The 25,180-nt window shown below is 64.9% G+C and carries 24 protein-coding genes and 2 riboswitches; of the genes, 8 read left to right on the top strand and 16 right to left on the bottom strand.

The genetic code is table 11. The annotated features are described in order from the left end of the window. Positions 1 to 100 precede the first annotated feature (100 nt). The 11 genes from FCT00_RS18770 to FCT00_RS18720 form a co-directional block, all read right to left on the bottom strand. A complete protein-coding gene (locus tag FCT00_RS18770; RefSeq protein ID WP_100160934.1) occupies positions 101 to 829 on the bottom strand; it encodes a DUF736 family protein in 729 nt (242 codons plus the stop codon). A 117-nt stretch (positions 830 to 946) separates the two neighbouring features. Beyond that, a complete protein-coding gene (locus tag FCT00_RS18765) occupies positions 947 to 1,225 on the bottom strand; it encodes a hypothetical protein (protein WP_100160985.1) in 279 nt (92 codons plus the stop codon). Between the two features lie 81 nt (positions 1,226 to 1,306). Further along, positions 1,307 to 1,588, bottom strand: a complete 282-nt coding sequence (locus tag FCT00_RS18760) for a DUF5983 family protein (RefSeq protein WP_138424239.1) — start codon at positions 1,586 to 1,588, stop codon at positions 1,307 to 1,309. Beyond that, positions 1,585 to 2,025, bottom strand: coding sequence for a DUF6915 family protein (locus FCT00_RS18755; RefSeq protein WP_121066864.1), 441 nt, complete (start codon positions 2,023 to 2,025; stop codon positions 1,585 to 1,587). The genes FCT00_RS18760 and FCT00_RS18755 overlap by 4 nt, the downstream gene beginning before the upstream one ends. A gap of 1 nt (position 2,026) precedes the next feature. After that, positions 2,027 to 2,413 (bottom strand): DUF6878 family protein, encoded by a 387-nt coding sequence (locus FCT00_RS18750; RefSeq protein WP_138424238.1) that lies wholly within the window; start codon positions 2,411 to 2,413, stop codon positions 2,027 to 2,029. Between the two features lie 126 nt (positions 2,414 to 2,539). Then, positions 2,540 to 6,799: a strawberry notch family protein gene (locus FCT00_RS18745; protein WP_138424237.1), complete on the bottom strand. Its 4,260-nt coding sequence runs from the start codon at positions 6,797 to 6,799 to the stop codon at positions 2,540 to 2,542. Positions 6,800 to 6,911: 112 nt separating this feature from the next. Beyond that, positions 6,912 to 7,568, bottom strand: a complete 657-nt coding sequence (locus FCT00_RS18740) for a DUF6927 domain-containing protein (RefSeq protein WP_048534129.1) — start codon at positions 7,566 to 7,568, stop codon at positions 6,912 to 6,914. Continuing rightward, positions 7,568 to 8,161: a hypothetical protein gene (locus FCT00_RS18735; protein ID WP_048534128.1), complete on the bottom strand. Its 594-nt coding sequence runs from the start codon at positions 8,159 to 8,161 to the stop codon at positions 7,568 to 7,570. Before FCT00_RS18735 ends, FCT00_RS18740 begins: the two co-directional genes overlap by 1 nt. Positions 8,162 to 8,231: 70 nt before the next feature. Further along, complete coding sequence (locus tag FCT00_RS18730; RefSeq protein WP_138424236.1) at positions 8,232 to 10,190, bottom strand: ParB/RepB/Spo0J family partition protein; 1,959 nt, start codon at positions 10,188 to 10,190, stop codon at positions 8,232 to 8,234. Between the two features lie 150 nt (positions 10,191 to 10,340). Further along, positions 10,341 to 10,730, bottom strand: coding sequence for a DUF3768 domain-containing protein (locus FCT00_RS18725; protein WP_088626561.1), 390 nt, complete (start codon positions 10,728 to 10,730; stop codon positions 10,341 to 10,343). Positions 10,731 to 10,820: 90 nt separating this feature from the next. Then, a complete protein-coding gene (locus FCT00_RS18720) occupies positions 10,821 to 11,744 on the bottom strand; it encodes an ArdC family protein (RefSeq protein WP_048534124.1) in 924 nt (307 codons plus the stop codon). Between the two features lie 427 nt (positions 11,745 to 12,171). Between FCT00_RS18720 and FCT00_RS18715 the strand changes: the two genes are divergently transcribed. The 6 genes from FCT00_RS18715 to panC all read left to right on the top strand — a co-directional run bounded on the left by FCT00_RS18715 (position 12,172) and on the right by panC (position 18,474). Next, positions 12,172 to 12,489 carry a Dabb family protein gene (locus FCT00_RS18715; RefSeq protein WP_028288509.1) on the top strand — a complete coding sequence of 106 codons (318 nt, stop codon included), beginning with the start codon at positions 12,172 to 12,174 and terminating at the stop codon, positions 12,487 to 12,489. Between the two features lie 663 nt (positions 12,490 to 13,152). Continuing rightward, positions 13,153 to 14,205 carry a quinolinate synthase NadA gene (gene nadA, locus FCT00_RS18710; RefSeq protein WP_028288508.1) on the top strand — a complete coding sequence of 351 codons (1,053 nt, stop codon included), beginning with the start codon at positions 13,153 to 13,155 and terminating at the stop codon, positions 14,203 to 14,205. 4 nt (positions 14,206 to 14,209) lie between these two features. Continuing rightward, positions 14,210 to 15,781, top strand: a complete 1,572-nt coding sequence (locus tag FCT00_RS18705; RefSeq protein ID WP_138424235.1) for an L-aspartate oxidase — start codon at positions 14,210 to 14,212, stop codon at positions 15,779 to 15,781. Beyond that, the gene (gene nadC / locus FCT00_RS18700; RefSeq protein ID WP_028288506.1) at positions 15,778 to 16,638 is read left to right on the top strand and encodes a carboxylating nicotinate-nucleotide diphosphorylase; all 861 of its coding nucleotides are present in this window, start codon (positions 15,778 to 15,780) and stop codon (positions 16,636 to 16,638) included. The genes FCT00_RS18705 and nadC overlap by 4 nt, the downstream gene beginning before the upstream one ends. 124 nt (positions 16,639 to 16,762) lie before the next feature. Continuing rightward, positions 16,763 to 17,590: a 3-methyl-2-oxobutanoate hydroxymethyltransferase gene (panB, locus tag FCT00_RS18695; RefSeq protein ID WP_138424234.1), complete on the top strand. Its 828-nt coding sequence runs from the start codon at positions 16,763 to 16,765 to the stop codon at positions 17,588 to 17,590. Beyond that, complete coding sequence (panC, locus tag FCT00_RS18690) at positions 17,587 to 18,474, top strand: pantoate--beta-alanine ligase (protein WP_138424233.1); 888 nt, start codon at positions 17,587 to 17,589, stop codon at positions 18,472 to 18,474. The genes panB and panC overlap by 4 nt, the downstream gene beginning before the upstream one ends. A 16-nt stretch (positions 18,475 to 18,490) precedes the next feature. Here panC and FCT00_RS18685 read toward each other — a convergent pair whose 3' ends face one another. After that, complete coding sequence (locus FCT00_RS18685) at positions 18,491 to 19,642, bottom strand: HPP family protein (RefSeq protein ID WP_036562978.1); 1,152 nt, start codon at positions 19,640 to 19,642, stop codon at positions 18,491 to 18,493. A 99-nt stretch (positions 19,643 to 19,741) separates the two neighbouring features. After that, positions 19,742 to 19,858, top strand: a riboswitch (TPP riboswitch). A 34-nt stretch (positions 19,859 to 19,892) separates the two neighbouring features. Between FCT00_RS18685 and FCT00_RS18680 the strand changes: the two genes are divergently transcribed. After that, positions 19,893 to 20,342 carry an NUDIX hydrolase gene (locus FCT00_RS18680; RefSeq protein ID WP_036562981.1) on the top strand — a complete coding sequence of 150 codons (450 nt, stop codon included), beginning with the start codon at positions 19,893 to 19,895 and terminating at the stop codon, positions 20,340 to 20,342. Further along, positions 20,339 to 21,145, top strand: coding sequence for a bifunctional hydroxymethylpyrimidine kinase/phosphomethylpyrimidine kinase (gene thiD, locus FCT00_RS18675; RefSeq protein WP_138424232.1), 807 nt, complete (start codon positions 20,339 to 20,341; stop codon positions 21,143 to 21,145). Before FCT00_RS18680 ends, thiD begins: the two co-directional genes overlap by 4 nt. On the opposite strand, the gene thiE is transcribed toward thiD, so the two are convergent. The 4 genes from thiE to FCT00_RS18655 all read right to left on the bottom strand — a co-directional run bounded on the left by thiE (position 21,134) and on the right by FCT00_RS18655 (position 25,068). Further along, a complete protein-coding gene (gene thiE, locus FCT00_RS18670) occupies positions 21,134 to 21,772 on the bottom strand; it encodes a thiamine phosphate synthase (RefSeq protein WP_088626495.1) in 639 nt (212 codons plus the stop codon). The two genes, thiD and thiE, sit on opposite strands and share 12 nt — an antisense overlap. Next, the gene (gene thiM, locus FCT00_RS18665; protein ID WP_036562991.1) at positions 21,769 to 22,572 is read right to left on the bottom strand and encodes a hydroxyethylthiazole kinase; all 804 of its coding nucleotides are present in this window, start codon (positions 22,570 to 22,572) and stop codon (positions 21,769 to 21,771) included. Before thiM ends, thiE begins: the two co-directional genes overlap by 4 nt. Continuing rightward, the gene (gene thiC / locus FCT00_RS18660; protein ID WP_138424231.1) at positions 22,569 to 24,371 is read right to left on the bottom strand and encodes a phosphomethylpyrimidine synthase ThiC; all 1,803 of its coding nucleotides are present in this window, start codon (positions 24,369 to 24,371) and stop codon (positions 22,569 to 22,571) included. Before thiC ends, thiM begins: the two co-directional genes overlap by 4 nt. Before the next feature lie 98 nt (positions 24,372 to 24,469). Further along, positions 24,470 to 24,588: riboswitch (TPP riboswitch) on the bottom strand. A gap of 126 nt (positions 24,589 to 24,714) precedes the next feature. After that, the gene (locus FCT00_RS18655; protein ID WP_138424230.1) at positions 24,715 to 25,068 is read right to left on the bottom strand and encodes a hypothetical protein; all 354 of its coding nucleotides are present in this window, start codon (positions 25,066 to 25,068) and stop codon (positions 24,715 to 24,717) included. Positions 25,069 to 25,180: the final 112 nt, after the last annotated feature.

Here is a 25,180-nt window from a genome sequence, read left to right as displayed (position 1 = left end):
AAGAAAAACGGGAGCCGCGTTTCCGCAGCTCCCGTAAGTTAGGCAGACCGGGCCGGTCTAGGCCGACCTCGTTTATCGATCGGGACCAGGTTCCGTCACATCAGGACACCAGAGACAGTCCCGCACCAGCGTCCCGCTCGCGCGCACCGCTCTCGACGAAGGGAATGATCGAGAAGGTCTGGCCGCCGCGCTGCTCCTCGTTCTGCACGGCGTTTACCCGCAGATCGCCATCGGGCGTGTTGATGAGGAGCGAGACGTAGTCGTTGCCGGTGCGGTTGCTCTTCGCCATCCAGGCCGAACCCACGCGGATCGGGTGGCCCTTGGGCGAGGAGACCTCGATCCGGTAGTCGGGATGGGTTTCTTCGGTCTTGAACGTGTTCTCGATCAGCATGAAGTCGAGGTCGAACATCATGTTGGCGATGTAACCGGCGAAGGCGTTGTCTCCATCCATCGCGGTCAACTCGCCCGAGATCGAACCGGACTTCATGCCACCGTTCGAGACCAGCGGGATGATCTCGAATTCACCGGTCATTGCTTCGCGTGCTTCCTTCGTCTGCACGGCGTTGACCCGGAACGGCCCGAGGCCGACATCGATCTGCATCGAGATGTAATGGTTACCGGTGGTGTTGCCGGTCTCGTTCCAGGCCGTGCCGATACGCACCTTCCGGCCCGACTTGTTCACCGCGGTCACATCAAAATCCGGGCTGCGCTCGGACATCTTCGTGCGGGTCTCGAGCTGGATCGCGATGTCGAACCGGCTCGAGTGGATCATTCCGGAATAGGCGGTGGCTGCGGTCTCGGCATTCTTGGTCAGGGTTCCTGCGAACATGGGTCTTCTCCTTGGGTTTGCCGCTGCCCGGCACTTGGCCAGAGCACGCGGGATTGCTTTTCGACCCCTCATGGGATCGCAAAACCACAAAGCCCTCTTTCCTTTCTCTCCTGACCGTCAGCCCGGCCCGGCGCTGGACGAGGTGTCCGACGTCGCCCCGCGCACCACCCTCCCCTGCTCTGCCGCGGCATCATTGTTCGGTTCCAATATGAAGAAGTCGGCCTCGGCCCCGTTCAACTGGCGGCCGCTCCGGTCTGTCAAACCGATCGTGCTGCCGTTCCGCACAAAGGTGATGAGGTATTGGCCGAGGCCATCCCGATGCACCCGGTAGCCCTCGCTCGCCCAGTGGACGGATTGGCCGGCATCCACGGCGGCCTTGATCTCGGCGATGTTCATCTGGATCTCCATTTCAGTATTGGTGTTGGAAACAAGAGAGGCCTGATCCGCAGATCGGGCCTCTGCACACCCGCATTCGATCTACCAATCGAAGACCTCGAGATAGGGCACCGGCGGGACGTCCCGATCGAACAGGACGTAGCCGCAGCCTGCATCCATCGCCAACGCCATGACCGCCTTGAAGGCGTCACAGTCGACGCCTTCCGGCAGATCGGCGAGCGTCTCCGGCACGGAGAACAGCCAGCCATACTCATTCTGCAAGCTCGGCGATCTGGCGAAGAGCCCGTTCTCGATGGCCTGGACGGTTTGTTCAGGCAGATGTGCGGTGCTGCAATCGTAGAATCTGCGGACGTTGCGCATCATGATCCCCTCGCCTCCATCCAGTCCTTGAGGCCGAGGATCGTCTTGCCCTCAGCCACCTCGGCTAGCCATTTCGTGCGCGGATCGCCGACGGGCTCATGCGCTGGCCCGTCGATATGCCCGTTGGCCATCCAGGGCTCGGGCTGGATCCGTCCGAGCCAGTCGGCGAGGCTCGGGATGCGGCCCTGACAGTCTTCGCGGACATGCTGCTCGCCGATCCAGCGGATGGGAATCTCACGCCCCGCCTCATTGGTGAGCGAAAGCCCGAAAACCCGTTCGGCTTCGAAGATGCCTTGCGTGTGATGGCGCAGCGCACGGTGGGTGAAGATGGCGAGATGCTCCTTTGAGGCATCGAACCAGTCGTGGACCGCCTGATAGTCGGATGGCGACCCGCCATACTTCCGGGCCGAGCTTTCGGCATGATGGAGGGGATGGGCCATGTCAGAGCCCCTCGTCACGGCTGTGGGAGCACTCGACATGTCGGTCGGCATGATCCAGTGCGATGCTGTCGGCGGTGACATCCCAGGTCAGCGTGCCATAGCCGCCCTCGTTGTTCTCGAAGCCGGGATGCTGGTGATAGGCGACAGACCAGGCGAAGTCGCCGAGCTTCGTGGCGAGATCGTCGGGGAGCGCAATGCCGACCGGCTGCACCGTCACGTCTTCGATATTCCCCGAATCGCCGTAGCCCTCGTATTCGGCGGTGACCTCGGTGATGCCGAGGCCTCGCAATTGCGGGAGCAGCTCGTTTCGGGCGGCCTTGTTGGCGGCTTCGCGCTCGGCCTGCCATTTTGCCATCGCCTCGGCAAAGGTGGTCTCGGAGTTGGTCATGGGTCTCGTCCTCTTGTCTGGGATTGGGGAAGGTGCCGAGGGGTCCAGAGACCCGCCACGGCGGCGGAACGCGAGGGGGCAAAGCACCCTTCCGCGTTCCCCCCGACCCAAGGCCCACTTTCCCTTTCAGGCGGCGCGATCTGCCGCCGTTGGAGACCCTTCCCCCACGATCCGGGCCAGGATCGCGGCGGTATCAACACCCTCCCCGTGGGGCACGAAGACCCGGAGCTGGAAGGCGATGATCTCCGTGAAACACCCCATGGCCTTCAGCCCGTCGATCGTGCCCCGGTCGGCCCCGTCGATCTCGAGGCGGGCCGCGCCCGCGACCCGGCGGCGGGTGAGCGTGAGGCCCCGGCCCAGATCGACCGGCGCGGTGGACCCGAGCGCCGCCGTTAGCATCTCCTGCGGGGTTTTCGGGGTGCCGACCATAAAACGGGCTCTGAGCGCGGCCGCACCGTCCTCGCTGACTGTGCGGCCGATCATGCTCCCCTGCCCCTCGGGCGTGACCCGGTAGATGCGTTCGTTGCCCGAGGGGATGTCCTTCCAGATCGGCAGTAGCAGCCCGGTCAGCAGATAGAGCTTCGTCGTGGTCACCTTCGGCAGGCTATCGGCCTCCTCGTCCCAGAGGCGGCGGAACTCGGACGGCTCGATCTCTTCCCAGGCGGAAGCCTGGAACTTCCCTTCCTCGACATAGGTGGACCCGCTCGGCCGGGTCACCTTGCGCATGAGCGTGACAATCTCCTCGTCGTACATCTGCATCGGACGGGCTGAGATGAACGCCGCGCGACCCGACGCGCGGTTGATCATCGGCAACCTGTCGGGGTTCCGATCCAGCACCTCTTCTGCGGAGAGGATATGGACGGGGTCCGTCACCTCAAGTCCGATTATGCGCGTCACTGCTCTGGAGCGCGGACAGGTCCAGAGGTCTTCGGTCGAGACCTGCTCTATCCGCTCGCCACGCAGTGTCTCGACGCCGAGATCGAGCGTGCCAGCCGCCCGCGCCCGCTCGGTCTGATCGGCGATCCGGCTCATGAACTCGGCGAAGAGCGCGTTCTGCATGTGGATGGGCAGCGCCAGCACCCGGTTCAGGAAGCGTTGGATTGGTGGAAGCTCTTCGAGCAGCACGCCGTCCTGGTCGATCAGCCGCAAGGCGGTCCAATCGCAGAACTTCTCATAGCTCATGGCCCCGGCACGCCCGGCGGCCAGGTCGGCGTAATAGCCGCGCAGCGCACCCCTTGCGATCGGGCTCTCGAGATTGTCCTCCTCGCGGAACATGCCCTGCGAGCCGGTCTCGCGCTGGCCCTTGGTGAGCGCCCCCAGCTGATCGAGCCGCCGGGCGATGGTGGAGGTGAAGCGCTTCTCGCCGTGCACGTCCGAGGTGCAGACCCGGAAGAAGGGTGCTGACACTTGAGCCGAACGATGCGTGCGTCCTAGCCCCTGGATTGCCGCATCGGCCCGCCAGCCGGGCTCCAGCAGATAGTGGCGCCGCCGCTTCTGGTTCTTCGCCGTCTTTGCGGCATGATAGGACCGGCCCGTCCCGCCCGCATCGGAGAAGATGAGGATGTCCTTCTCGCCATCCATGAAGGCGCGGGTTTCCGAGGAATTGCTGTTGGCGCTGCGCTTTTTGATAAACAGGGCCCCGTCGCTGGATTTCAGGGATCGAATGGAGCGCCCGGTTACTTCGGCCACGGCCTCATCGCCGAAGGCCCAAAGGATCTGGTCGAGCGCGGCGGGAATAGGCGCAAGCGCCATCAGCTCCATCATCGCCGCATCGCGCAAGGCCTCGGCCTCGCGGGAGACGACCAGGGCACCGTTCGCATCCCGCAGCGGCTCGGCCACCATGTTTCCGTCGATCTCCACGAGCTTCTGGGCGTGGATCGGGAAAGCCTGTTCAAGATAGGACAGCACATAGTCGCGGGGCGTGAGCGCACCTTCCACCAGCTCGTCTTCGGGATCCATCGCCTCGAGGCGTCGTTTCAACAGGCTCTCGCCAGTCGAGACCACCTGGATGACGCAAGCATAGCCGTCCGCAACATCCTCTTCGATGGCGCGGATGACTGTCGGGGCTTTCATGCCCATCAGGAGGTGATTGAAGAAGCGCTGCTTGGTGCTCTCGAAGCGCGACTTCGCCGAGGCTTTCGCGGCAGAGGCGTTCGTCTGACCGGAGGCATCATTGACGCCTGTCGCGGTCAGCGCCGCTTCGAGGTTGTGGTGGATGGTCCGGAAAGCCCCGGCATAGGCATCGTAGATCTCGATCTGGGCGGGTGTGAGCGCATGTTCGAGCACGTCGTACTCAACACCGTCGAAGCTGAGCACCCGCGCGGTGTAGAACCCGAGCGTCTTCAGGTCGCGCGCCACGACTTCCATCGCAGCAACGCCCCCGGCTTCCATCGCCGAGACGAAGCTTTCGCGGCTCGGGAAGGGATATTCGGGCCCCTGGCCCCAGAGCCCGAGGCGGGAGGCATAGGCTAGGTTCTGCACGCTGGTGGCTCCCGTCGCCGAGACATAGAAGACCCGGGCCCGGGGAGCCGCGAGCTGCAGACGCAGCCCGGCGAGGCCCTGCTGGGAGGGTTTGACCCCCCTGCCCTCGTCGGACCCGGCGGCGTTCTGCATGGCATGGGCCTCGTCGAAGGCCAGCACGCCGTCGAACCCGTCGCCCATCCAGTCGAGAACCTGGCTGAGCCGGGTCCTCCCGCATTTGCCCGCCGACCGCAGCGTCGCATAGGTCACGAAAAGGATGCCGTCGCCCATCGGAATGGGTTGATCTGGCTTCCATTTGGAGAGCGGCTGGATGTCGGCGGGCGAGCCGCCGAGATCGGTCCAGTCGCGGATCGCGTCCTCGATGAGCGTGGTGGACTTCGAAATCCAAACCGCCTTGCGACGACCTGCGAGCCAGTTCACCAGGATGAGACCGGCGCATTCCCGGCCCTTGCCGCAGCCGGTACCGTCGCCAAGGAAATAGCCGAGGCGGTAGGCACACGCTTCCGGATCATCGTCGGCGCGGGTCATCCGGGTCTGGTCCTGGTCAATGGTAAACCGCCCCGGCAGGTCGCGCGCGTGGGCATCGTTCGCCATGAGGATGGTCTCGAGCTGGGCCTCGGAGAGATGGCCCTCCTCGATCAGACGGCCGGGCAGGCGCAGATCAGCGGCGGCTTCGCCGTTGGGTGCCGGAGGGGCAACCGAGGCCATGGCTATACTCTCGACCAGGGGGGTCGGATGTTCCCGGGCACCCTCAATCTCGATCCGCTGCGGACGATAGCGGGCATAGATGTCGGAGACGGGCGTGTTCTCGCGGGGGGTGTCGAGGCAGGTGAAGGCCAGCGGGATGGCGGCATGCGATTTGGGTTTGGCAGACGCCGCTTGGGCGATTGGGCGCTGACGTGCAACAGGGACACCGACCCGGCGCGACCCAGTCCGAAACTGCGCACCGGTTTGGATCGAGGGAGTGGCAGTGCGGGTTGCGGCGATATCATCGATGATTTGGCGCGCCGCGTCCAGATCGTCGACCATGGCACGGACGATCTCGATCTCCTCCTGCACCTTGTCGAAGACCATGAGCTGGGTTTCGACGGTGGTGCCGAGTTTGCGGTAAACGTGGCCCGGAATAGTGAGCGCGAGACGGGGCTTTGCGATGGCCGAGGCCCGTGCCCAATGGGCCGCGTCTCGTTTTGGCGAAAATCCCACCGGCATGATCGCCGCGAGACGTCCGCCGGGTGCCAGCCGTTTGGCAGCGCCGATCAGATGTTTCGCCGCAATGTGCTTGTCGCGCGACCGATCGACCGATGAGGCGAAGGGCGGATTCATCACGATGACACCGGGAAGCTCGGGCACCGTCAGGAGATCATCAATATGTTCGGCGTCAAAGCCGGACACCTCGCCCCCGAACACCGCCTCGAGAAGCGCCCGACGGAAGGGATCGATCTCGTTCAGCATCGGTTTGCCACCCGCGCAAACTGCAATACCAGCCAGCGCGCCGGTCCCGGCGGAAGGTTCGAGGACGGTTTCGCCGGGGCGGATGGCGGCAGCACGGATAGCCAGCGCCGCATAGGGCAGCGGCGTCGAGAATTGCTGGAGCCGGATTTGCTCTTCGGAGCGCCGGGTCTCCGTCAGGAGCCGTGAGGCGAGCAATCTGGCCGTCGCGAGCGCGTCCGAACCGCTGTCCCGCATGATCGCCGTCACCGTGGCGGCCTGCATCAGGTCATAGGCCATGCGCCACGAACACGCGCCGCCGGCATCGCTACCGCCGAAACTCTCGCGCATGATCCGAGCGAGCGATGAGCTCTTGAGCGGTTGCTTCTCAATCTCGCTGCCGATCAGGCGAATGGCCCGCAGAAGCTGTGGTTTCGATGGGAAATCGCGTGCGAGTGCCGGGCTTCGGTTGTCCATATCGTCTGTCCTTTGAGTCAGGTTGTGGGTCCGACAGGACAGAAAGCCGCCTCAGCGCTTTCAAACGCGCGGAGGCGGCTCAAGGCTGAACAGATAGCGATGTTGCCGGCGGTCAGGAATCGTTCCCGGCGAAAAACTCGGCCAGAACCGGACTCGCCTCACTCTTCGCCGAGCCGAGGAGCTCGGACCCGGCGAGCGAGGCTTTCGACAGGCGCACGAGGCCGCCTGTCTCCTCGATGCGGTAGCAGCGACGCTTTTGCCCTCCGCGCCGGTAATGGGTGGCGGTCACGATCTGGCAGGTGCTGCCATCGGTCAGCGTTACCGGTGCGGCCAGTTTGATCTTGTCACCCTCGTCGTAGTCCGGGATCGCCGCCCAGTCGCGGCAGCGCTGACGCCAGGCATGGGCATAGCTGTCGGGATCCTTCAACTCGGAGAGCAATGCCAGAAGGCTGAGCGGCGCGCGCGACTCCACGGGCCCGGCGCTCTCCTCCATGTCCTTGTAGCCCCAGCAGCCCTCGTCATAGCGGGTGAGGAACACGGCGCCGAAGGTGATCGACCCGTCGGCATCGGTCACGTAGGTTCTGTCTTCAACCGGCGCGCCATCGATGTTGGTGAGCCTCAAAGCTGCATACCAGGTCGACCCGAGTTTGGAGGCCTTGAGCAGCACTGTCTTGCGCGTATCCGTCTCGAACGTGCAAAGCCGGGCGATTTCTGCCTTCTCGTCCGCGTAGGTTTTGACGCGGCGGTCGGTGTAGAAGAGCCAACCCACTATGCCGCCCTCCGGTCATCGATTTCGATGAGCGCATCGAGCGGCACGCGGTAAGGCAGCATCTCGTCGAAATCCTCGCAATTGCCGCTATTCTGCACGAGGGCGTGGGTGTCGGTGGCGTCCTTCAGGATCACCCGGAACGTCCCGCCGAGACCGGAGGGCACGTCGTAGGTCCCGCCGATCAGATAGTCGGCGGCGCGACGCAGGAAGACGCGGATCGTGTGGCCATCGGTCGCCAGCCGAATCGTGTCATGACCACGGTCGATGAGCATTTGCACATCATCGAGAATGTCGGTGTAGAACTGGCCGGTCAGATCGCGGAACGCCGCCTGCCGCGCCGCCATCCAGCCCGGATCGCGGAACGGGTTGATGCCCTCGGCGAAGGCATGGGTGGGATCGGCGCGTTCGGTGGTGACGATCCGCGTCGTCGTGCCATCGATGCCGTTCGAGCGCAGATGGACGCCATTGCCGACGATCAGGATCAGGGCGGGTTTGCCCACCGGCCCGTTCCAGTTGGGAAGGAAGGTGGAGCAGCCGCGCGCATGCGCGATCTGCGCCGCGACGCTCGCCGCGGTGAAGCTAAGAAGTGCCATGGGTTTTACCTGTAAGATGGAGGGAGGGGTGCGACCCGCGCCTACGTTTCGGAGCGGGCCGCCTGTAGGGTCAGGCCGCTTCTGCGACTTCGGTTTCGTCTTCGGGTTTCTCGGCTGGCTCGACACCTGCCGTCTGCATCATCGGCGGGCACCAGGCCGCGACCGCCGCCCGCTGTGCATCCGTCAGCGTGGCGAAGGGCTCGGCGAAGAGCTTGTCGCAGAATTCGACGACTTGCTTCTTGGTCGAGGAGGCCAATGTCACCGCCTCCTGCGCGAGCCCCAGTTCCTCACCGAGGATCTTCAGAAGCCAGGCCTTCTTGAAGCGATTGAAGAGCGCCGCATTCGGTGTCCAATGCGCTCGGATGTCCGGCATGATCTCGACTTCGAAGTCATGCATCAAGCTATCCCGCTGCCGGTCCCGTGAGAAGCAGGATTGTGTGGTTGCCGCCGTGGCATAGGCCACGAGTTTGGCCTTCTCGCCCGCATCGAGCGCCCGGAAGAGCGCGAACTGGTCTGCAGGGGATTTCGCGTCATCGGCCCAGGAGAGGTCGAGTGCGTCATGGGCCTCGGCCACCTGTTCAAGCGAGGTGCCGTCGATCTCGTCCATCTTGGCGTGGGTACGATACTCCTGGCGCGCATCGACCTTGATCGCTTGGGTGACGCCCAAACCGCTGGTCAGCACATCCGTGACCAATTTGAAGAGCGTGAGGTCGAGCGTCGCCTCTGGATGCATCGCCATGGCCGCGCCGAGCGCCATCGCCCGCTCGGTCTTCAGGTCCTCGGTGAGCGAGGCGGGATAGGTGATCTGATCGCCGTCTACGGCGCCCCTGTCGCTCGGTGCGCCGGTGCCTTTGCCAGACCGCTCCGCCTTGTCTTCAGGGCGCACCATCCCGACATGCAGGGAGATCTTGCCATGCGACCAGGAGGCGATCACGCCGGAGCGCGAAAGATCCTCGGTGCCATAGGCCTCCTGTAGGTCCCGCGCCTCAGCTTCCAGCGCGTCCACGCGTTCGTAGAGTTCATTGTACGCCTCTTCCTCGAGCTCTTCGTTCTCCATCTCGTGTTCGAGTTTCTCGAGTTCGGCGGCAATCTCATCGACACGCTTCTGGCCCTTCTCATCGGGCTCGACTGGACCCGGATAGACACGGCCATAGTCCGCCATGGCGGCATAGTCGTACTGGATGACCGCATCGGCCCAGGCAAAGCCGATCTCTGCCCGCGCCTCTTCGGCGGCGGCGGCGAGTTTTTCGAGCAGGATCGTTTCGACCAGCGCGGAATCCTCCAGCACGGAATGCTCGTCCAGGAGATCGGCCGCGATGGCGCCGCCACGCGCCTCGTAGTCCTTCCGCACGAAGGCGCCGATATCGTCGCTGACCTGCACACCGCGGGACTTCAGCGCGTTGCGGACGGTATGGGCCTGGACATAGTTGTCCTCCCTGGTGAGCGCCTCGAAGACCTCGCGTTGCACCTCCTGGCTCGGGTGATCGGCGAAGGCTTTCATCGTGTCGAGGGTGATCGATTTGGCGCGGGCCGCGGCACGGATGTCGGGATGGATGAGCCCGTAGCGCAGCCTGCCTTTGACGGCGGCGACGGTTGTGCCGAAGGTCTTGGCAATCGTCTCGGGAGTCTGGCCGTCGACCTCCATCATCCGCGCGAAGGCCTCGAACTCGTCGATGGCGTTCATCGGCGCCTGGGTGATGTTCTCGGCGAGCGACAGCGCGGTGGTCACATCGCAATCGTCAGGGACCAAACGGCAGTCGATATTGGTGCGGTTCGTGAACCCTTTGGCGGTTTTGTCGGCGACCAGCTCCAGAAGCGCCGCATGGCGCCGGCCACCGGCGAGCACCCCGAACTTGCCACCGATCTTCTGAACGAGCAGCGGCTGAAGAAGGCCCAGAACGGCGATGCTGGCCTTGAGATGCGCGATATTCTCCGAGGCATAGGTCTCGGGGGAATTGGTCCGTACGTTCGCGGGATGCGGGCAGAGGTCGCCGATGGCGACGGTGGTAGTTTTGAATGTGTGAGTCATGACATGTCCTTCTCGACGTGTTTGAGAGGGCCGCGCGGGTCTTCGCGCAACCAATCCCCGGATCCGGGAACCAACAGGACAAGAGGCCCACTTTCCCTTTCGGAGGGTCAGCGGGCCTGTCGGTGATGGAAGGTTGGGGTGCGGCCCGCCCTACCAGTCGCGCGCCATCATGACGGTCAGCACGCGCATGGTCGTCTCGGGATTGTCGGGTGCCTCGGCGCCATAGCGGAAGTCAGAGCTGGCCTCGTAGAGATCCAGCTTCCAGAATACGGTTTCGCCCCGGATCGTCACGGCCCCGAAGTCGTACCAGCCTTCCGGATCATTGTCCGGCTCGAATGTATCGAACGCACCGGTGGCCTGGACGGCCTCTGTGACGAAGCCATCGCCTGCCTCGATCAGGGACTGGGTCACGACGAGGCGGCCCTGGATCTGCTGATCCGGGGTGATGCCAAGGCAGGCAAACCTGCGGAAAGCGTCGTTCTGGGATGCGATGACAGCCGCGTTCGGACGCGAATAGTCTGCGGGTTCAGGATGGCTCATGGGTCTGTCCTTTCGGGATGGGTTGAAACCACCAAACCCAAAGCCAGTTTTTCCTTTCACCACGCCCTACCAGCCCGGACAGCCCCGGCCTCAAGCGGCCTGTTCCCCCTGCCCCGCCTCCGACGCGGCGACGAGATAGTCACAGGCACGCTGCGCGTCCGCCGCATGTTTGAAGATCGCCCGCTTGTCAGACCGGAGCACGCGGACCCAGTTGTCGAGATAGGCCGCGTTCAGCTCCAGCGTATGCGCGGAGAACCCCAGCTTCTGACCCAAGAACACCGTGCAGAGCTCGGCCACAATCTCTTCCCGTGCGTAGGCGGTGTTGCCGAACCGCGCATCGCCATAGCTGCGGTTTAACCGATGCCGGGGTTTCGTCCAGTGGCCCAGCTCATGACCCCAGACGGCGTAGAAATTCCGCGGGTTCTCGAAGAGCTCGATCGGGGGCATGTAAATCTTGTCGAGATTCGGGACGTAACATGCTTCCCGACCAGAGAAGCTGACATTGGCACCGATTGCCTCGAAGAAGCTCTGCATATGCGGGATCGGTGCGCGTTCGGGATGAACTTCCGGTTCGGCCGCAGCGGGATGGAAGCGAGGGTCCAACCCCTCGATCTGATCGGCGTTGAAGACGCGGTAGGATTTCATGAAGGGGATGGTTTTGGGATCTTCGGTTTCCGCCTGGTCGCCGTGGGCGCTTTCGGCCTGCTCGCGCTCGGCCGTCCCGTAGTAGACGACCACCGACGATTTCGAGCCCTTGATGACTTTCGCATCGAGCTCGTTCGCCTGCCTCAACGTCATCCAGTAAGGCGAGGCGTATCCGGCCATCATGGTGCGCATAGTCAACAGGAAGTTATTGACGCCCTGGTAGGGTTCGCCGTTCAGGCGGAGCGGCACGGAACTGCCGCCGACCGTCCATGGCTTGCGCCAGGGCAGCACGCCCCGGTCAATGATGTCGATGAGTTCGTTGGTGATCGACGCTGCAGCGTCGAACTTGCGTTTGCTAGACTTGGACATGAAATATCTCCGATGTTTGGGGAGCGTGCGGCAGCCGCGCGCGGATCGGACAAGGGTGGTGAGCGACGCCGCGCGGGGGTACGGGTGCTGTCCGCATTCCCGCCAGACCCATCACTCCACCTCCGGATCCGACTTTCTCAAGGCCTGCTTTGACTTTCCGGAACCCGGTCATCCCGTGGTTGGATCGACCGTCAGAACGCGGACCGCCCGCCAGGAACCCGTCCTGATGCACCAACAGGAAGCCTTTCAGTGCGACGTAAGCGCTTCCCGCACACTTCGGCGGTGTCTCAGGGCAAAACCTGCTGATGGCGGGCAGATCGGGTTGCGGTGTCGGGCCGAAACCTTAGAAGGGCAGACGCGCGGGGCGCGTGCTATCTCGCGTGCGGCCCGGAACCGCTTCCCACCCTTAAACTCCCGGAGTATTTCAATGATCCGCCATGTAGTATTCTTCACTGTCCCAATCGACGGCAACCTCGACGCGGTTCGGAAGGGATTGCAGATCCTGACGCGGATTCCCCATGCGAAGCACCTCGAGATCGCTCTGAACCGAAAGACGGATCCGGCCAGCAAGGAAGTCGATGTTGTCGTCTACGGAGAGTTCGTGGATGACGCGGCGCTGGCCGCCTACAAGGCGCACGAGATCTACGCCGAATCCATCCGGCGCGTGAAACCCCTCCGCGAGATGCGCTTCGCGGTGGACTACGACACCTCTCAGGCCTTCGTAACGGCCGATGAAGAGGCCTGACCCCTCGAGGGTACCAGTAGAGGCCAAATCGGACGCTCACCGCCTCCTGCTGCGCGACGATTGGGCAGGCACCGAGATGCGGTTCACCGCACCTCGCGAGTTTATCTACGCCGACCATGTTGACGAGATGCCACGGGCCTTGGACCGCATGGAACGCGTGCGGACCGCGGGCCAATGGTGCGCGGGCTACGTGAGCTACGAGACAGGCTGTGGCCTTGATCCGCGCAATACAGTCCCTGCGCGCTGGAGGGACGTCCGCGTGACATCGACTGCGGGGCCATCGAATTCATAGATCCTTCTGGCCTGGTGCGCGGCAATGTCTCCATCCGTCCGCAACCTCGCCTTCCAAAAGGGCGATGAGGCCATTTTCAAAGTGTGAGGCGGCATCCTGTTCGATTCCGAGGTTCGCTCGGAATACGACGAATGCCTGCTGAAAGCCCGCTTCGCCTCTGGACCGGATCCAAAGTCTTGCCTGCGCACCGACGTCTGAGCCCATAATCGTATGACGGTGGCTTTCGGCACATGTTAGCGTGCGTCATTCAAATAAGACACCCCGCACACTTGCCCTTAGGTAAGTCGACCCGTAAACACCTCCCAGCCGACACCACCCGCGTGCGGTCGCGCCCTCCGCGGCGGCCCGAAATAACCTCAGGAACTCCGCTCTTGCTCGACCAGATCGCGCTGCGCGCCGAACTCGCCGATCACTACGATCTCGCCCCTTCAACCGACATCGCGCTGGCAAATGCTGACATTTTTGCCCGGATGGACCGTGTCGTGACGCCCCCCGACTGGGCGATCTATGCGCCCTATGTCGCGGCGATCAACAAGCTCAAGAAAGAGCGGAACGCCGTCATTCTGGCGCATAACTACATGACGCCGGAGATTTACCACGGCATCGCAGATGTGGTTGGTGACAGCCTGCAACTGGCGATCGAGGCGACCAAGGTCGAAGTCGATGTGATCGTCCAGTGCGGTGTGCATTTCATGGCCGAGACGTCCAAGATCCTGAACCCCTCCAAGACGGTGCTGATCCCCGACATGGAAGCGGGATGTTCGCTGGCCGAAAGCATCACCGCCGAGGGCATCGCCCAGATGCGCGCGCAGTACCCCGGTGCGCCCGTTGTCACCTATGTGAACACAACGGCCGAAGTGAAGGCCGCGTCCGACATCTGCTGTACCTCTTCCAACGCGGTGCAGATCGTGCGCGGGCTGGACAGCGACACGGTCATCATGACGCCCGACAAATATCTGGCACAGAACATCGCCAATCTTGTGCCGGAAAAGAACATTGTCTGGTGGGACGGGGCCTGCATCGTGCACGAACAATACACCGCACAGGACCTGAAGGATTTCCGCGAATGGAACCCCGGCACGCGCATCATCGCGCATCCCGAATGCCCGCCTGACGTGGTGGCCGAGGCGGATTTTTCCGGCTCGACCAGCGGGATCATCGACTATGTGACGCAGCAACGGCCGGAAAAGGCGATGCTGGTGACCGAATGCTCCATGGCCTCCAACATCTCGGACGCGCTGCCGGATGTCGATTTCGTCGGCCCGTGCAACATGTGCCCCTACATGAAGAAGATCACGCTGGAAAAGGTGCTGTGGTCGCTCCACACGATGGAAGGCGCGGTCGAGATTGACCCACAGGTCGCCGACAAGGCCCGTGTTGCCGTGCAGCGCATGATCGACCTCTCTGCCAAGATGGCCGGCTAGGGCGATGTCCCCGATCGAAACGGGTCGCGTCATTATCGTGGGCGCAGGGCTAGCGGCGCAATATGCCGCGCTGAAACTGGCCCCGCGTCCCGTGCTGATGATCTCTCCCGAGGCATTGGGAACCGGCGCCTCCTCGGCCTGGGCGCAGGGCGGCGTGGCGGCGGCGATGGACCCGGCGGACAGCGCCGATGCCCATGCCCGCGATACCGTCACTGCCGGTGCGGGCACCGTCGATCCGGGTGTGGCGGCGTCGGTCACAGCCGAGGCGCGCGATCACATCCTTGACCTGATCGGTCTGGGCACCCCCTTTGATCGCACCGCAAACGGCGGCTATGTGCTGTCGCGCGAGGCGGCGCATAGTTTCGCCCGTGTAGTGCGTGTGCAGGGCGATCAGGCCGGGGCCGAGATCATGCGCGCCCTGACGGCACAGGTGCGCGAATCCGACCATATCCAAGTGCTCGAAGGCGTGATGGCCACGGGGCTTGAGGTCTCGGGCGGCCGTGTCACCGGCCTGGCCGTCGCCCACTGTGATCAGGGGCAAAGCGCCAGCGTCACCCTGCGCGGCACCGCCGTGTTGCTGGCCGGGGGCGGATCGGGCGGGCTTTATGCCCTCACGACCAACCCGCCGCGCATTCGGGGTCAGGTGATCGGCATGGCCGCCCGCGCGGGCGCGCAGATCGCCGACGCGGAATTCGTGCAGTTCCACCCGACGGCCATGGCCTGCGGGCTGGACCCTGCCCCGCTGGCGACCGAGGCATTGCGCGGCGAAGGGGCCACGCTGGTCAACCGACGGGGCGAGCGCTTCATGCTGGACGCTCACCCCGACGCCGAACTGGCCCCGCGCGACATCGTCGCCCGCGCAGTCTATGCCCAGACGCAGGCAGGGCTGGCCCCGGCACTGGACACCCGCACCGCCCTTGGCGCAAAGATCCTCAGCGATTTCCCAGCCGTCGCCGCCGCCTGCCAGCAGGCCGGGCTGGACCCGGTGACCCAAGTGATCCCCGTGGCCGCCGCCGCGCATTACCACATGGGCGGCGTGGCGACGGATGCAGACGGGGCCAGCACCCTGCCCGGCCTTTGGGCCTGTGGAGAGGTCGCCTCGACCGGGTTGCATGGCGCGAACCGTCTGGCCTCGAACGGGCTGCTCGAGGCGCTGGTCTATGGCCGCCGCTGTGCGCTGGCGATCGACGCGGCCCTGCCCGCGCCCACGGTTGCCGCACCCGTCACCCTGCCCGACCTTCCCGCCGCCGAAACGCCCGACCCCGCGCTGGTCGCCCGGCTGCGACAGGCGATGACCGATGGCGCGGGCGTGATCCGTACCGCAGATGGCCTGAACCGGACGCTGACCGAGATCGCCGCGATCGAAGCCGCGCAACCCGCTTGCGACGCGCTTCTCAACATGACGGCCACCGCCACGCTGATCGCCGCCGCCGCGCTGTTGCGCCGCGAAAGCCGGGGCGCGCATTTCCGGTCGGACTTTCCCCACCCCGATGGCGCAACCGGCATACGGTCGCTGATGACCCTGACCGACGCGTTGGCGATCCGCGCGACCATGACCCGAAAGGAACCGGCATGAACCAGAGCGCAACAATGCCCCCCCTGCCCGACCTGATCCTTGAACCGCTGGTCCGCGCCGCGCTGATCGAGGATCTGGGCACCTACGGCGACATCACCACCCGCACCGTCATTCCTGCCGGCACCACCTATGCCGCGCGGCTGAATGCCCGCGAACCGGGCGTGGTTTCGGGTCTGCAAATGGCCGCGCTTGCGTTCCGGCTGGTCGATCCCGCGCTGCAGATCACCACGCACAAGGTCGATGGCGACGTGATCGCGCCGGGCGACCTGCTGATGGAGATCACGGGCGACGCGGCCTCGATCCTGTCGGGCGAACGGGTCGCGCTGAACTTTGCCGGGCGCATGTCCGGCATCGCCACGCTGACCGCCGCCTTCGTGGCCGAAACGCGCGGCACCGACGCCCGCGTGACCTGCACCCGAAAGACGACCCCCGGCCTGCGTATCGTGGAAAAACAGGCCGTTCTGCATGGCGGCGGGTTCAACCATCGCTTCGGCCTGTCCGACGCGATCCTGATCAAGGACAACCACATCGCGGCCGCCGGTGGCATCCGCCCCGTGCTGCAATCGGTCAAGGCGCGGGCATCCCACATGATCCGCTGCGAGATCGAGGTCGACCGCCTGGACCAGCTGGCCGAGGTCCTGGACGAGGGTGGCGCAGACGTTGTTCTGCTGGACAACATGGACACGTCAATGCTGGCGAAGGCGGTGGACATGACCGCCCGTCAGGTGGTGCTGGAGGCCTCGGGCAACATGAAGCTGGACCGCATCGCCGAGGTCGCGGCGACGGGCGTGGACTATATTTCCTCTGGCGCACTGACCCATTCGGCGCAGGTCCTGGACCTTGGGCTGGACTTCTGAATCGGCAATCTACCGCGCACAGATATGACTTTTTCGTATATACATACGCAATATTATTGCGCTGCACTTGCGAAAAGAGCCCCAAGCAGGTATCCCCTCGGAAGCCTGTCTGAGGAGGACCGACATGAGCCAATCCGCCCCGCAACGCAGCCTGACCGCGTCCGACATTCGTGCGCGCAAGGGGGCCGATCCGCTGGTCTGCCTGACGGCCTATACGACCCCCGTGGCCCAGCTGGCAGATGCGGACTGTGATCTGGTTCTGGTCGGTGACAGCGTCGGCATGGTGCTGCACGGGCTGCCCTCGACCCTTGATGTCACGATGGAGATGATGGTCATGCACGGCCGCGCCGTCGCCCGCGGGCTGAACCGCGCGCTGATGGTCGTCGACATGCCCTTTGGCAGTTACGAGGAAAGCCCGGCCCAGGCCTTCCGCAACGCCGCGCGGCTGATGGCCGAAACCGGGGCCGGTGCGGTCAAGCTGGAAGGTGGCGCGCATATGGAAGACACGATCCGTTTCATCGTCGAACGCGGCATCCCGGTCATGGCGCATATCGGTCTGACACCTCAGGCGGTGAACGCGCTTGGCGGCTACAAGGTGCAGGGGCGCGGCGCGGATGCGGACCGGATCCTGGAAGACGTCCGTGCGGTGACCCGCGCCGGGGCGTTCTCGGTCGTGCTGGAAAAGGTGCCCGCCGCTCTGGCGGATCAGATCACCGCGGGTATCGACATTCCCACGGTCGGCATCGGGGCCTCTTCAGGCTGTGACGGACAGATCCTGGTGATCGACGACATGCTGGGCCTTTTCGATGCCTTCAAGCCGAAGTTCGTCAAGCGCTATGGCGATCTTGCCAGCGACGCCCGCACCGCCATCCGCACCTACGCCCAGGAGGTTCGCGCACGCAGCTTCCCGGCCCCCGAACATGTCTTTTCGCAGGAGGAACCAGGCACATGAAGATCATCCGCACCAAGGCCGAGCTGCGCGCCCTCACGCAAAGCTGGCGTCGCGCCGGGGACAGCATCGGCTTGGTGCCGACCATGGGCGCGCTGCATGCCGGTCATCTGAGCCTGGTCGACCGCGCCTGCGACGAGAATGACCGCGTGATCGTGACGCTTTTCGTGAACCCCAGGCAGTTCAACAGCCCCGAGGATCTTGCGAAATACCCCCGGACCGAAGACAGCGATGCCGAAAAGCTGACGCCCTATGGCGCGGATGTCCTTTATGTGCCCGACGGCCCGCAGATGTATCCCGACGGCTTTGCCACGACGATTTCGGTGACCGGTGTCAGCGCGGGCCTGTGCGGCGGGGCGCGGCCCGGGCATTTCGACGGCGTGGCCACGGTGGTGACCAAGCTTTTCCTGCAATGCGATGCCGACCGCGCGTATTTCGGTGAAAAGGATTACCAGCAACTTCAGGTGGTGATCCGGCTGGCCGAGGATCTGGATCTGAAGACCGAGATCGTCGGCTGTCCGACCGTGCGCGAGGACGACGGCCTCGCCATGTCGTCGCGCAACCTCCGGCTCGGGCCCGGGCCACGCGAAATTGCGCCGGTGATCGCCCAGGTCCTGGACGACGCCGCGCGTGTCATCTCCCGCGGCGGACAAGTCGCGCAGGCCCTCGATAACGCCAGGGCGGCGCTGCTCACTGCCGGGTTCGACACGATCGACTACCTGGAGTTGCGCAGCGATCCCGACCTCAAGCTGATGAACAGGGCAGACCGCCCCGGTCGCCTCTTCCTGGCCGCCTGGCTCGATGGCGTGCGCCTGATCGACAATGTCCCTGTCGCGGGTCTCGCAAGCGTCCCGGCTCCCGAAGATCACCCGCTCGAGCCGGCCTGACCCGGGCCGCCGCCTCTCAGTCCTGGGCTCGCAAACCGGACCGCGCGAGGGCGGCGATGAGATCCGTCCTGGTGACGATGCCGACGATCCGGCCCTTTTCAAGGACCGGCACCGCATCGACATCACCATCGGCCATCATCGGCAGGAGCACTCCGACCGGAGTCGCCGGTACCGCCCGAGGCCCGGCGACGCTCATGATGTCCTTGGCTCGGACCGGCTGCGTACGATCCTGGTCGATCAGGCGCCGAAACGCCGCGAGATAGCCACGGTCGAGCCGAAGCGCATCCTCGCGCGCTCGGTCGATCAGGTGAATCTGGAAGATCACGCCAAGATAATGCCCCTCGACCCCGGTCACCGGAAGCGATGTGAAGCGATGATGTCTGAACAGGTCCGCAATCTTTGACAGCGGAGTGTCTGGGCCAATGGTCACCAGATTACGCGACATGACGTCGGTCGCGAGAAGCGGACCTGTCCGGTGCGCGGCGGCCTGCAACTCGGCCGCGCCGATCAACCGCGCCAGGTCTTCGACACCCAGATTGAACGACTGGCGATACCGGTCCAGCAGCTCTTTCAGTTCTTCTCGGGACAGCCCGATGCGCTTGGCGGGATCGGGATCTTCGGTGCGGTGGCGACTTGGCTCATCGAACTGGCGGAATGGATATCTGCGCCCCGTGAGCCGGGCGTAGATCGCAGCACAGACGACCAGCGCGAGGGTGCCTGTGGCGACGGGCGCGATCGCGAACCAGAGTCCAAGTCGCTCGACCGCCTCCGGGCTCATCGCCGCTGTCATGGCGACCGCACCCGCCGGGGGATGGATCGCGCGACACAGGATGCCGACGGTAATCGTCAGCCCGACCGCAAGGGCGATCCGCAGGACAGGGTCAGCGACCGCGGAACAGACCACCACACCGACCAGTGCCGCGAGAGTGTTGCCCACCACCGCCGACCACGGCTGCGCCAACGGGCTGTTGGGCATTGCGAACAGCAGAACCGACGTCGCACCGAACGGGGCAATCAGGTAAAGGCCGAGCGTCAGGTCGACCACGGGCGACAACAGGAATGCGCCCGTCACCCCAAGCCCGATCAGGGCGCCGATCCCGGCGCGAAGGGCCTCGGCTGGCGAGGGGCGGCCAATAACCGGGCCAAGCGAACGGAACAGGGACTCCATGACTGCTGCCTTGTCTGTTTTGCCTAAAGTTTCAGCAAGCGACGGCAGGCGCAAGCACATCCGCCCGGCATTGAACCGGGCGCTCAGCCTGATAAGCTGCCGCTCACCTAGGGGTGTCCCGACAAGGGGCTGAGATATCGCTGGCGATTGCAGCGCGGTGACCCTTTGAACCTGATCCGGATCATGCCGGCGAAGGGACAGGATCGCAGCGCTCTCTTGCCCTTGCCGGCCTCAGCATGACGAGGCCGCCTTGCCATATCAACCGACAGACCCACGCCCGATCCCGGCGGCCATCGCCGTAGTCGTGCGCGACACCCAGGTGCTTCTCGTGCGTCGCGCCAATCCGCCCGATGCGGGCCTTTGGGGATTTCCCGGCGGCAGGATTGACCCGGGCGAACCCCTGTTCGACGCAGCCATCCGCGAACTGGCCGAGGAGACCGGCGTTTCCGCAGACCCGCTGCGGGTGATCACGGCGCTCGACGCCTTTGATCACGACGGCACCGGCACCTTGCGCCGCCATTTCATCCTGGTCGCCGTCCTGTGCCGCTGGACCGCCGGAGACCCGATTGCCGCAGATGACGCGCTCGAGGCCCGCTGGATCGAGATCACGGCGCTGAAGGAAGGCCACCTCGCGCTCAGCCGCGATGTGGCCGAGCTTGCGGATCACGCGGCCGCCCTGATGGCAGAGGTGCCGGCATGATCCCCAATGTTCTGAGCATTGCAGGCACCGATCCCTCGGGCGGCGCGGGTATTCAGGCCGATATCAAGACCTTCTCCGCGCTTGGCACCTATGCCTGTTCGGTCGTCATCGCCGTGGTTGCGCAGAACACCTGCGGCGTGCGGTCGTTTCAGGCGCTCGATCCCGCTTTCGTGGCCGACCAGATCGACGCGGTCTTCGACGACGTGCGCATCGACGCGGTGAAGATCGGCATGATCGCCAACGCCGGGATCGCCCGCGCGGTGTCCGACCGGCTGCGCCATCACGCGGCGCGCAACATCGTGCTGGACCCGGTGATGGTGGCGAAAAGCGGTCATGCCCTTCTGGACCCGCCGGCGGTTTCGGCACTGCGCGAGGCGCTGGTGCCTCTGGCAGCAGTCATCACACCGAACCTGCCCGAGGCCGCCGTCCTGCTGAACCGTCCCGACGACTGGACCGCCGTGACCATGACCGCCGCCCTGCCTGAACTCCTGTCTCTCGGGTCCGACTACGTTCTGCTCAAGGGCGGGCACCTGTCGGGCGCGGACAGTACCGACCTGCTGGCCGGCCCCGAAGGTACGCAGACGCTGCGCGCGCCCCGTATCACCACGACCAACGATCACGGCACGGGCTGTACCTTGTCCTCGGCCATTGCCGCGCTGTTGCCCTATCACGACATGCCCGGGGCCGTGACCCGCGCCAAGGCTTATCTGCATGCCGCGCTGGCCCAAAGCGATGCACTGGACGTGGGTCACGGACACGGGCCGGTGCATCATTTCCACGCACTCTGGGCGTCAGACGGTTAGCGCGTCGATCCTGTCCCTCAGGGCGCGGGCGGCGGCCTTGGGGTCGGGCTGGCCGCAGATGGCAGAAACCACGGCGACGCCCTGCGCCCCGGCCTTCAGGACCTGCGCCACGTGCTCGGCCTTCAGCCCGCCGATCGCCACGGCGGGCACCGGGCTGGCCGCAACCTGCGCCGCCAGCCCGTCAAAGCCCACGGGGGCCTTGTGATCCGGCTTGGAAGGCGTGGCAAAGACCGGCCCGGCCCCGATGTAATCGACCAGCGCCGGATCGACCGATGCCGCCAGCGCCGGCGTCTCGACCGAGAAACCCAGCACCATCGTCGCACCGATCCGGGCGCGGGCCTCGGCCACGGCCATGTCGCCCTGGCCGATGTGCAGCCCGTCTGCGCCAATCGCAATGGCGGCCTCCACGTCGTCATTCACGATCAGCACCGCGCCGGTCCCCGCCAGCGCCGCCTTCAGCATGCGGCCCGTCTCGATCATCCGTTCCGTATCGGCCGCTTTGTCCCGCAGCTGCACCACCGTCGCCCCGCCCGCCACAGCGGCGCGGGCCGTGGCGATCACGCCGACCCCGGCGCAGAGGCCGGGATCGAGCACGAGGTAAAGCGAGAGGTCGGGGCAGCACCTCACGCGAGCACCGCCGCATCGCGGATCGCCGCCCGCGCCAGCGCCTCCGGCGTGACCGCAGCCAGAGCATCGAGGAACAGTGGCGCAAAGCTTCCCGGCCCTGCCGCGCCTTCACCCGCCTTCGCCCCGGCTACGGCGAAATGCGCCAGCGCCGCGACGGTGGCGTCAAAGGCGTCGTCGGCCACCGCAGCATAGGCCCCGCAAAGGCAGGTCAGCGAACAGCCCAGGGCGGTGTTCATCGGCATGAAAGGCGAACCACCCTCGACCCGCACTGCGCGGGTGCCGTCGGTGACATAATCGACCTCGCCCGTCACCGCGACAACCGCACCGCTGGAGCGCGCCAGCCGACGCGCCCCCTCTTCCGCCGCCGCGACTGGATCACGCCCGTCGACGCCCTGCCCCCGGCTGGCTTCCCCGGCGAGCGACAGGATTTCCGAGGCATTGCCCCGGATGATCGTCGGGCGTTCGGCCACCAGCGCCTGCACGACCTCGCGCCGATAGGCCGTCGCCTGGCAGGCCACCGGATCCAGCACCCAGGGCCGCCCCGCGCCCCGCGCCCCCCGGATCGCTGCCTGCATTCCGGCGACGAAGGGCGGCGACAGGGTGCCGATGTTCACGGTCACGGCTCCGGCAATCCCGGCGAATTCCTCGGCCTCTTCCACGTCCGAAACCATGGCGGGGCTGGCCCCCGCTGCAAGCATCACATTTGCGGCGATGTTCATGGCGACGTAGTTGGTGACGCACTGCACCAGCGGCGGCGTGGCGCGCAGCGCGGTCAGAAGGGTGTTCGGTGCCTGGCTCATGCCTTGTCCTCCAGTGGGATATAAAGCGCTCCGCCGTCGCGGAATTTCTCGGCCACGCGCGCCATGCCGTCCTTCTGCGCTTCGGCGCGGATATCGTGAGAAATCCGCATGGAGCAGAATTTCGGCCCGCACATGGAGCAGAAATGCGCGACCTTATGGGCCTCCTTCGGCAGGGTTTCGTCATGCATCGAACGCGCAGTTTCGGGATCGAGCGAAAGGTTGAACTGGTCTTCCCACCTGAATTCGAACCGCGCGCGGCTGAGCGCGTCGTCGCGGATCTGCGCCGCCGGATGCCCCTTGGCCAGGTCCGCCGCATGGGCCGCGATCTTGTAGGTGATGACCCCCACCTTCACGTCGTCGCGGTCGGGCAGGCCGAGGTGTTCTTTGGGGGTGACGTAGCAGAGCATCGCGGTGCCGAACCAGCCGATCATCGCAGCACCTATGCCGCTGGTGATATGATCGTAGCCCGGTGCAATGTCTGTGGTGAGTGGCCCGAGCGTGTAGAACGGCGCCTCGCCGCAGACCTCCAACTGCTTGTCCATGTTGGCCTTGATCTTGTGCATGGGCACGTGCCCCGGCCCCTCGATCATCACCTGGCAATCCCGCGCCCAGGCGATCTGCGTCAGCTCTCCGAGGGTTTCGAGCTCCGCGAACTGCGCCTCGTCATTGGCATCTGCGATGGAACCGGGCCGCAGCCCGTCGCCGAGGCTGAAAGACACGTCGTAGGCGCGCGCGATGTCGCAGATCTCGTCGAAATGCTCGTACAGGAAGCTTTCGCGGTGATGGTGCAGGCACCACTTCGCCATGATCGAGCCCCCGCGCGACACGATCCCCGTCACCCGGTTCACCGTCATCGGGATCATGTGCAGCCGTACGCCCGCATGGATGGTGAAGTAATCCACCCCCTGCTCCGCCTGTTCGATCAGCGTATCGCGGAACACCTCCCAGGTCAGGTCCTCGGCGATGCCGCCGACCTTCTCAAGCGCCTGGTAGAGCGGCACCGTCCCGACCGGGACCGGCGAGTTGCGCAGGATCCAGTCGCGGATATTGTGGATATTGCGCCCCGTGGAGAGGTCCATGACTGTATCCGCGCCCCATCTGGTGGCCCAAACCATCTTTTCCACTTCCTCGGCCATCGAGGAGGTCACGGCCGAATTGCCGATATTGGCGTTGATCTTGACGAGGAAGTTCCGGCCGATCGCCATCGGCTCGGCCTCGGGGTGATTGATGTTGGCGGGGATGATGGCGCGGCCTTGGGCGATCTCGTCGCGCACGAACTCGGGGGTGATGAAATCCGGGATCGCCGCGCCGAAGCTTTCGCCGTCGCGCGCCTGGCCTTCGGCCTGTGCCTTGCGACCGAGGTTCTCGCGGATGGCGACGAATTCCATCTCGGGCGTGACGATGCCGGCGCGGGCATAGGCCATCTGGGTCACCGCCCGCGCTTTCATGGCGCGACGGGGCGCATTGCGAACGGGAAACTCTGGCGTTAGCCGGGCGCCTTCGGCAAATCCGTTGTCAGCCGGCTGCACATGGCGCCCGTCGTAGGTTTCGGTGTCGCCACGCGCTGCAATCCAGCCCTCGCGCAGGCGCGGCAGGCCCCGGTCGATGGCGATCGTCGCCTCCGGGTCCGTATAAGGGCCCGAACTGTCATAGACGGTGACGGACGGTTCCCCGGCCGTGGGGTGCAGGTCAATCTTGCGCATGGGCACGCGGATGTCGGGGTGACGAGTGCCCGCGTGCCAGACACGGCGCGAAGCGGGCAGCGGGCCCGTGGTGACGGTTGGGGTGAGGTCTTTCATCGGTCGTAGGCTCCATAGCTCAAAGCGTTGGAGACCCAGTTCCGCGCCGAATGGGATTGCCGGCGTGGGAATAGCCCTCCACGAAAGTGGTCGGGGCCCGCGCGGCCAGTGCACCATCCCTACGCCAGTGTGAACTGGATCAGGTTCATCGGGTCACTGCGCTGCACAGGTGCCAGCAGTATCTCAGCCTCTTGTCGAGACCCCCCGGGTGAGTGCCCGCAGGCTGTTCTGGGCGCGCGCAAATGTCAACGCACGATAAGAGGGGCCATTATCGTTACCAGCCCCATGCCTTGCTTCGATAGCCCCTCTGCGGATTCTAAGTTCCTCTAAGCGCCATACCCGATCACGGCGACAGATTGCCAGCACGACGGTCCTCCAATGATTTCAGAAACGCAATCAAGAGCTCGACTTGGGCATCGGAGATCATAGATCTTGGCGCGAGGATCGGCGCAATCGCGTCAATCTCTGCCCGCCCCATCAGATGCTCTCCGCTTTCGGCGTATGCCCGTGCAAACTGATATGGATTGAGATGTTGCTGGATCGCCTCGCTGAGAGTTTTGCCCTGACCGTTGTGGAAATAGGGCGCCGTGAGCGTGACGTTCCGCAAGGGCGGCGTCCGGAACAGAAACCGGTCCTCTGCCAAACCGGTGGCATAGAAGCGGCCCAGGTCCTTCTCCTCCCGGATGTCAATCGGCATTGAAGTTTGACCCCCTATCGGCATCCAATATTGACCCCCTTGGTGGTGAGCAGGCCCGGCGCTGCGTAGCCCTCACATAGCGCAGCGGCGGCGGGCCTGCGGGGTTTCGGGT

Origin of the sequence: Maritimibacter alexandrii, assembly GCF_005871115.1 — a bacterium.
In the GTDB taxonomy this organism is placed as follows: Bacteria; Pseudomonadota; Alphaproteobacteria; order Rhodobacterales; family Rhodobacteraceae; genus Maritimibacter; species Maritimibacter alkaliphilus.
This window is presented reverse-complemented; position numbering and strand designations above follow the sequence as displayed.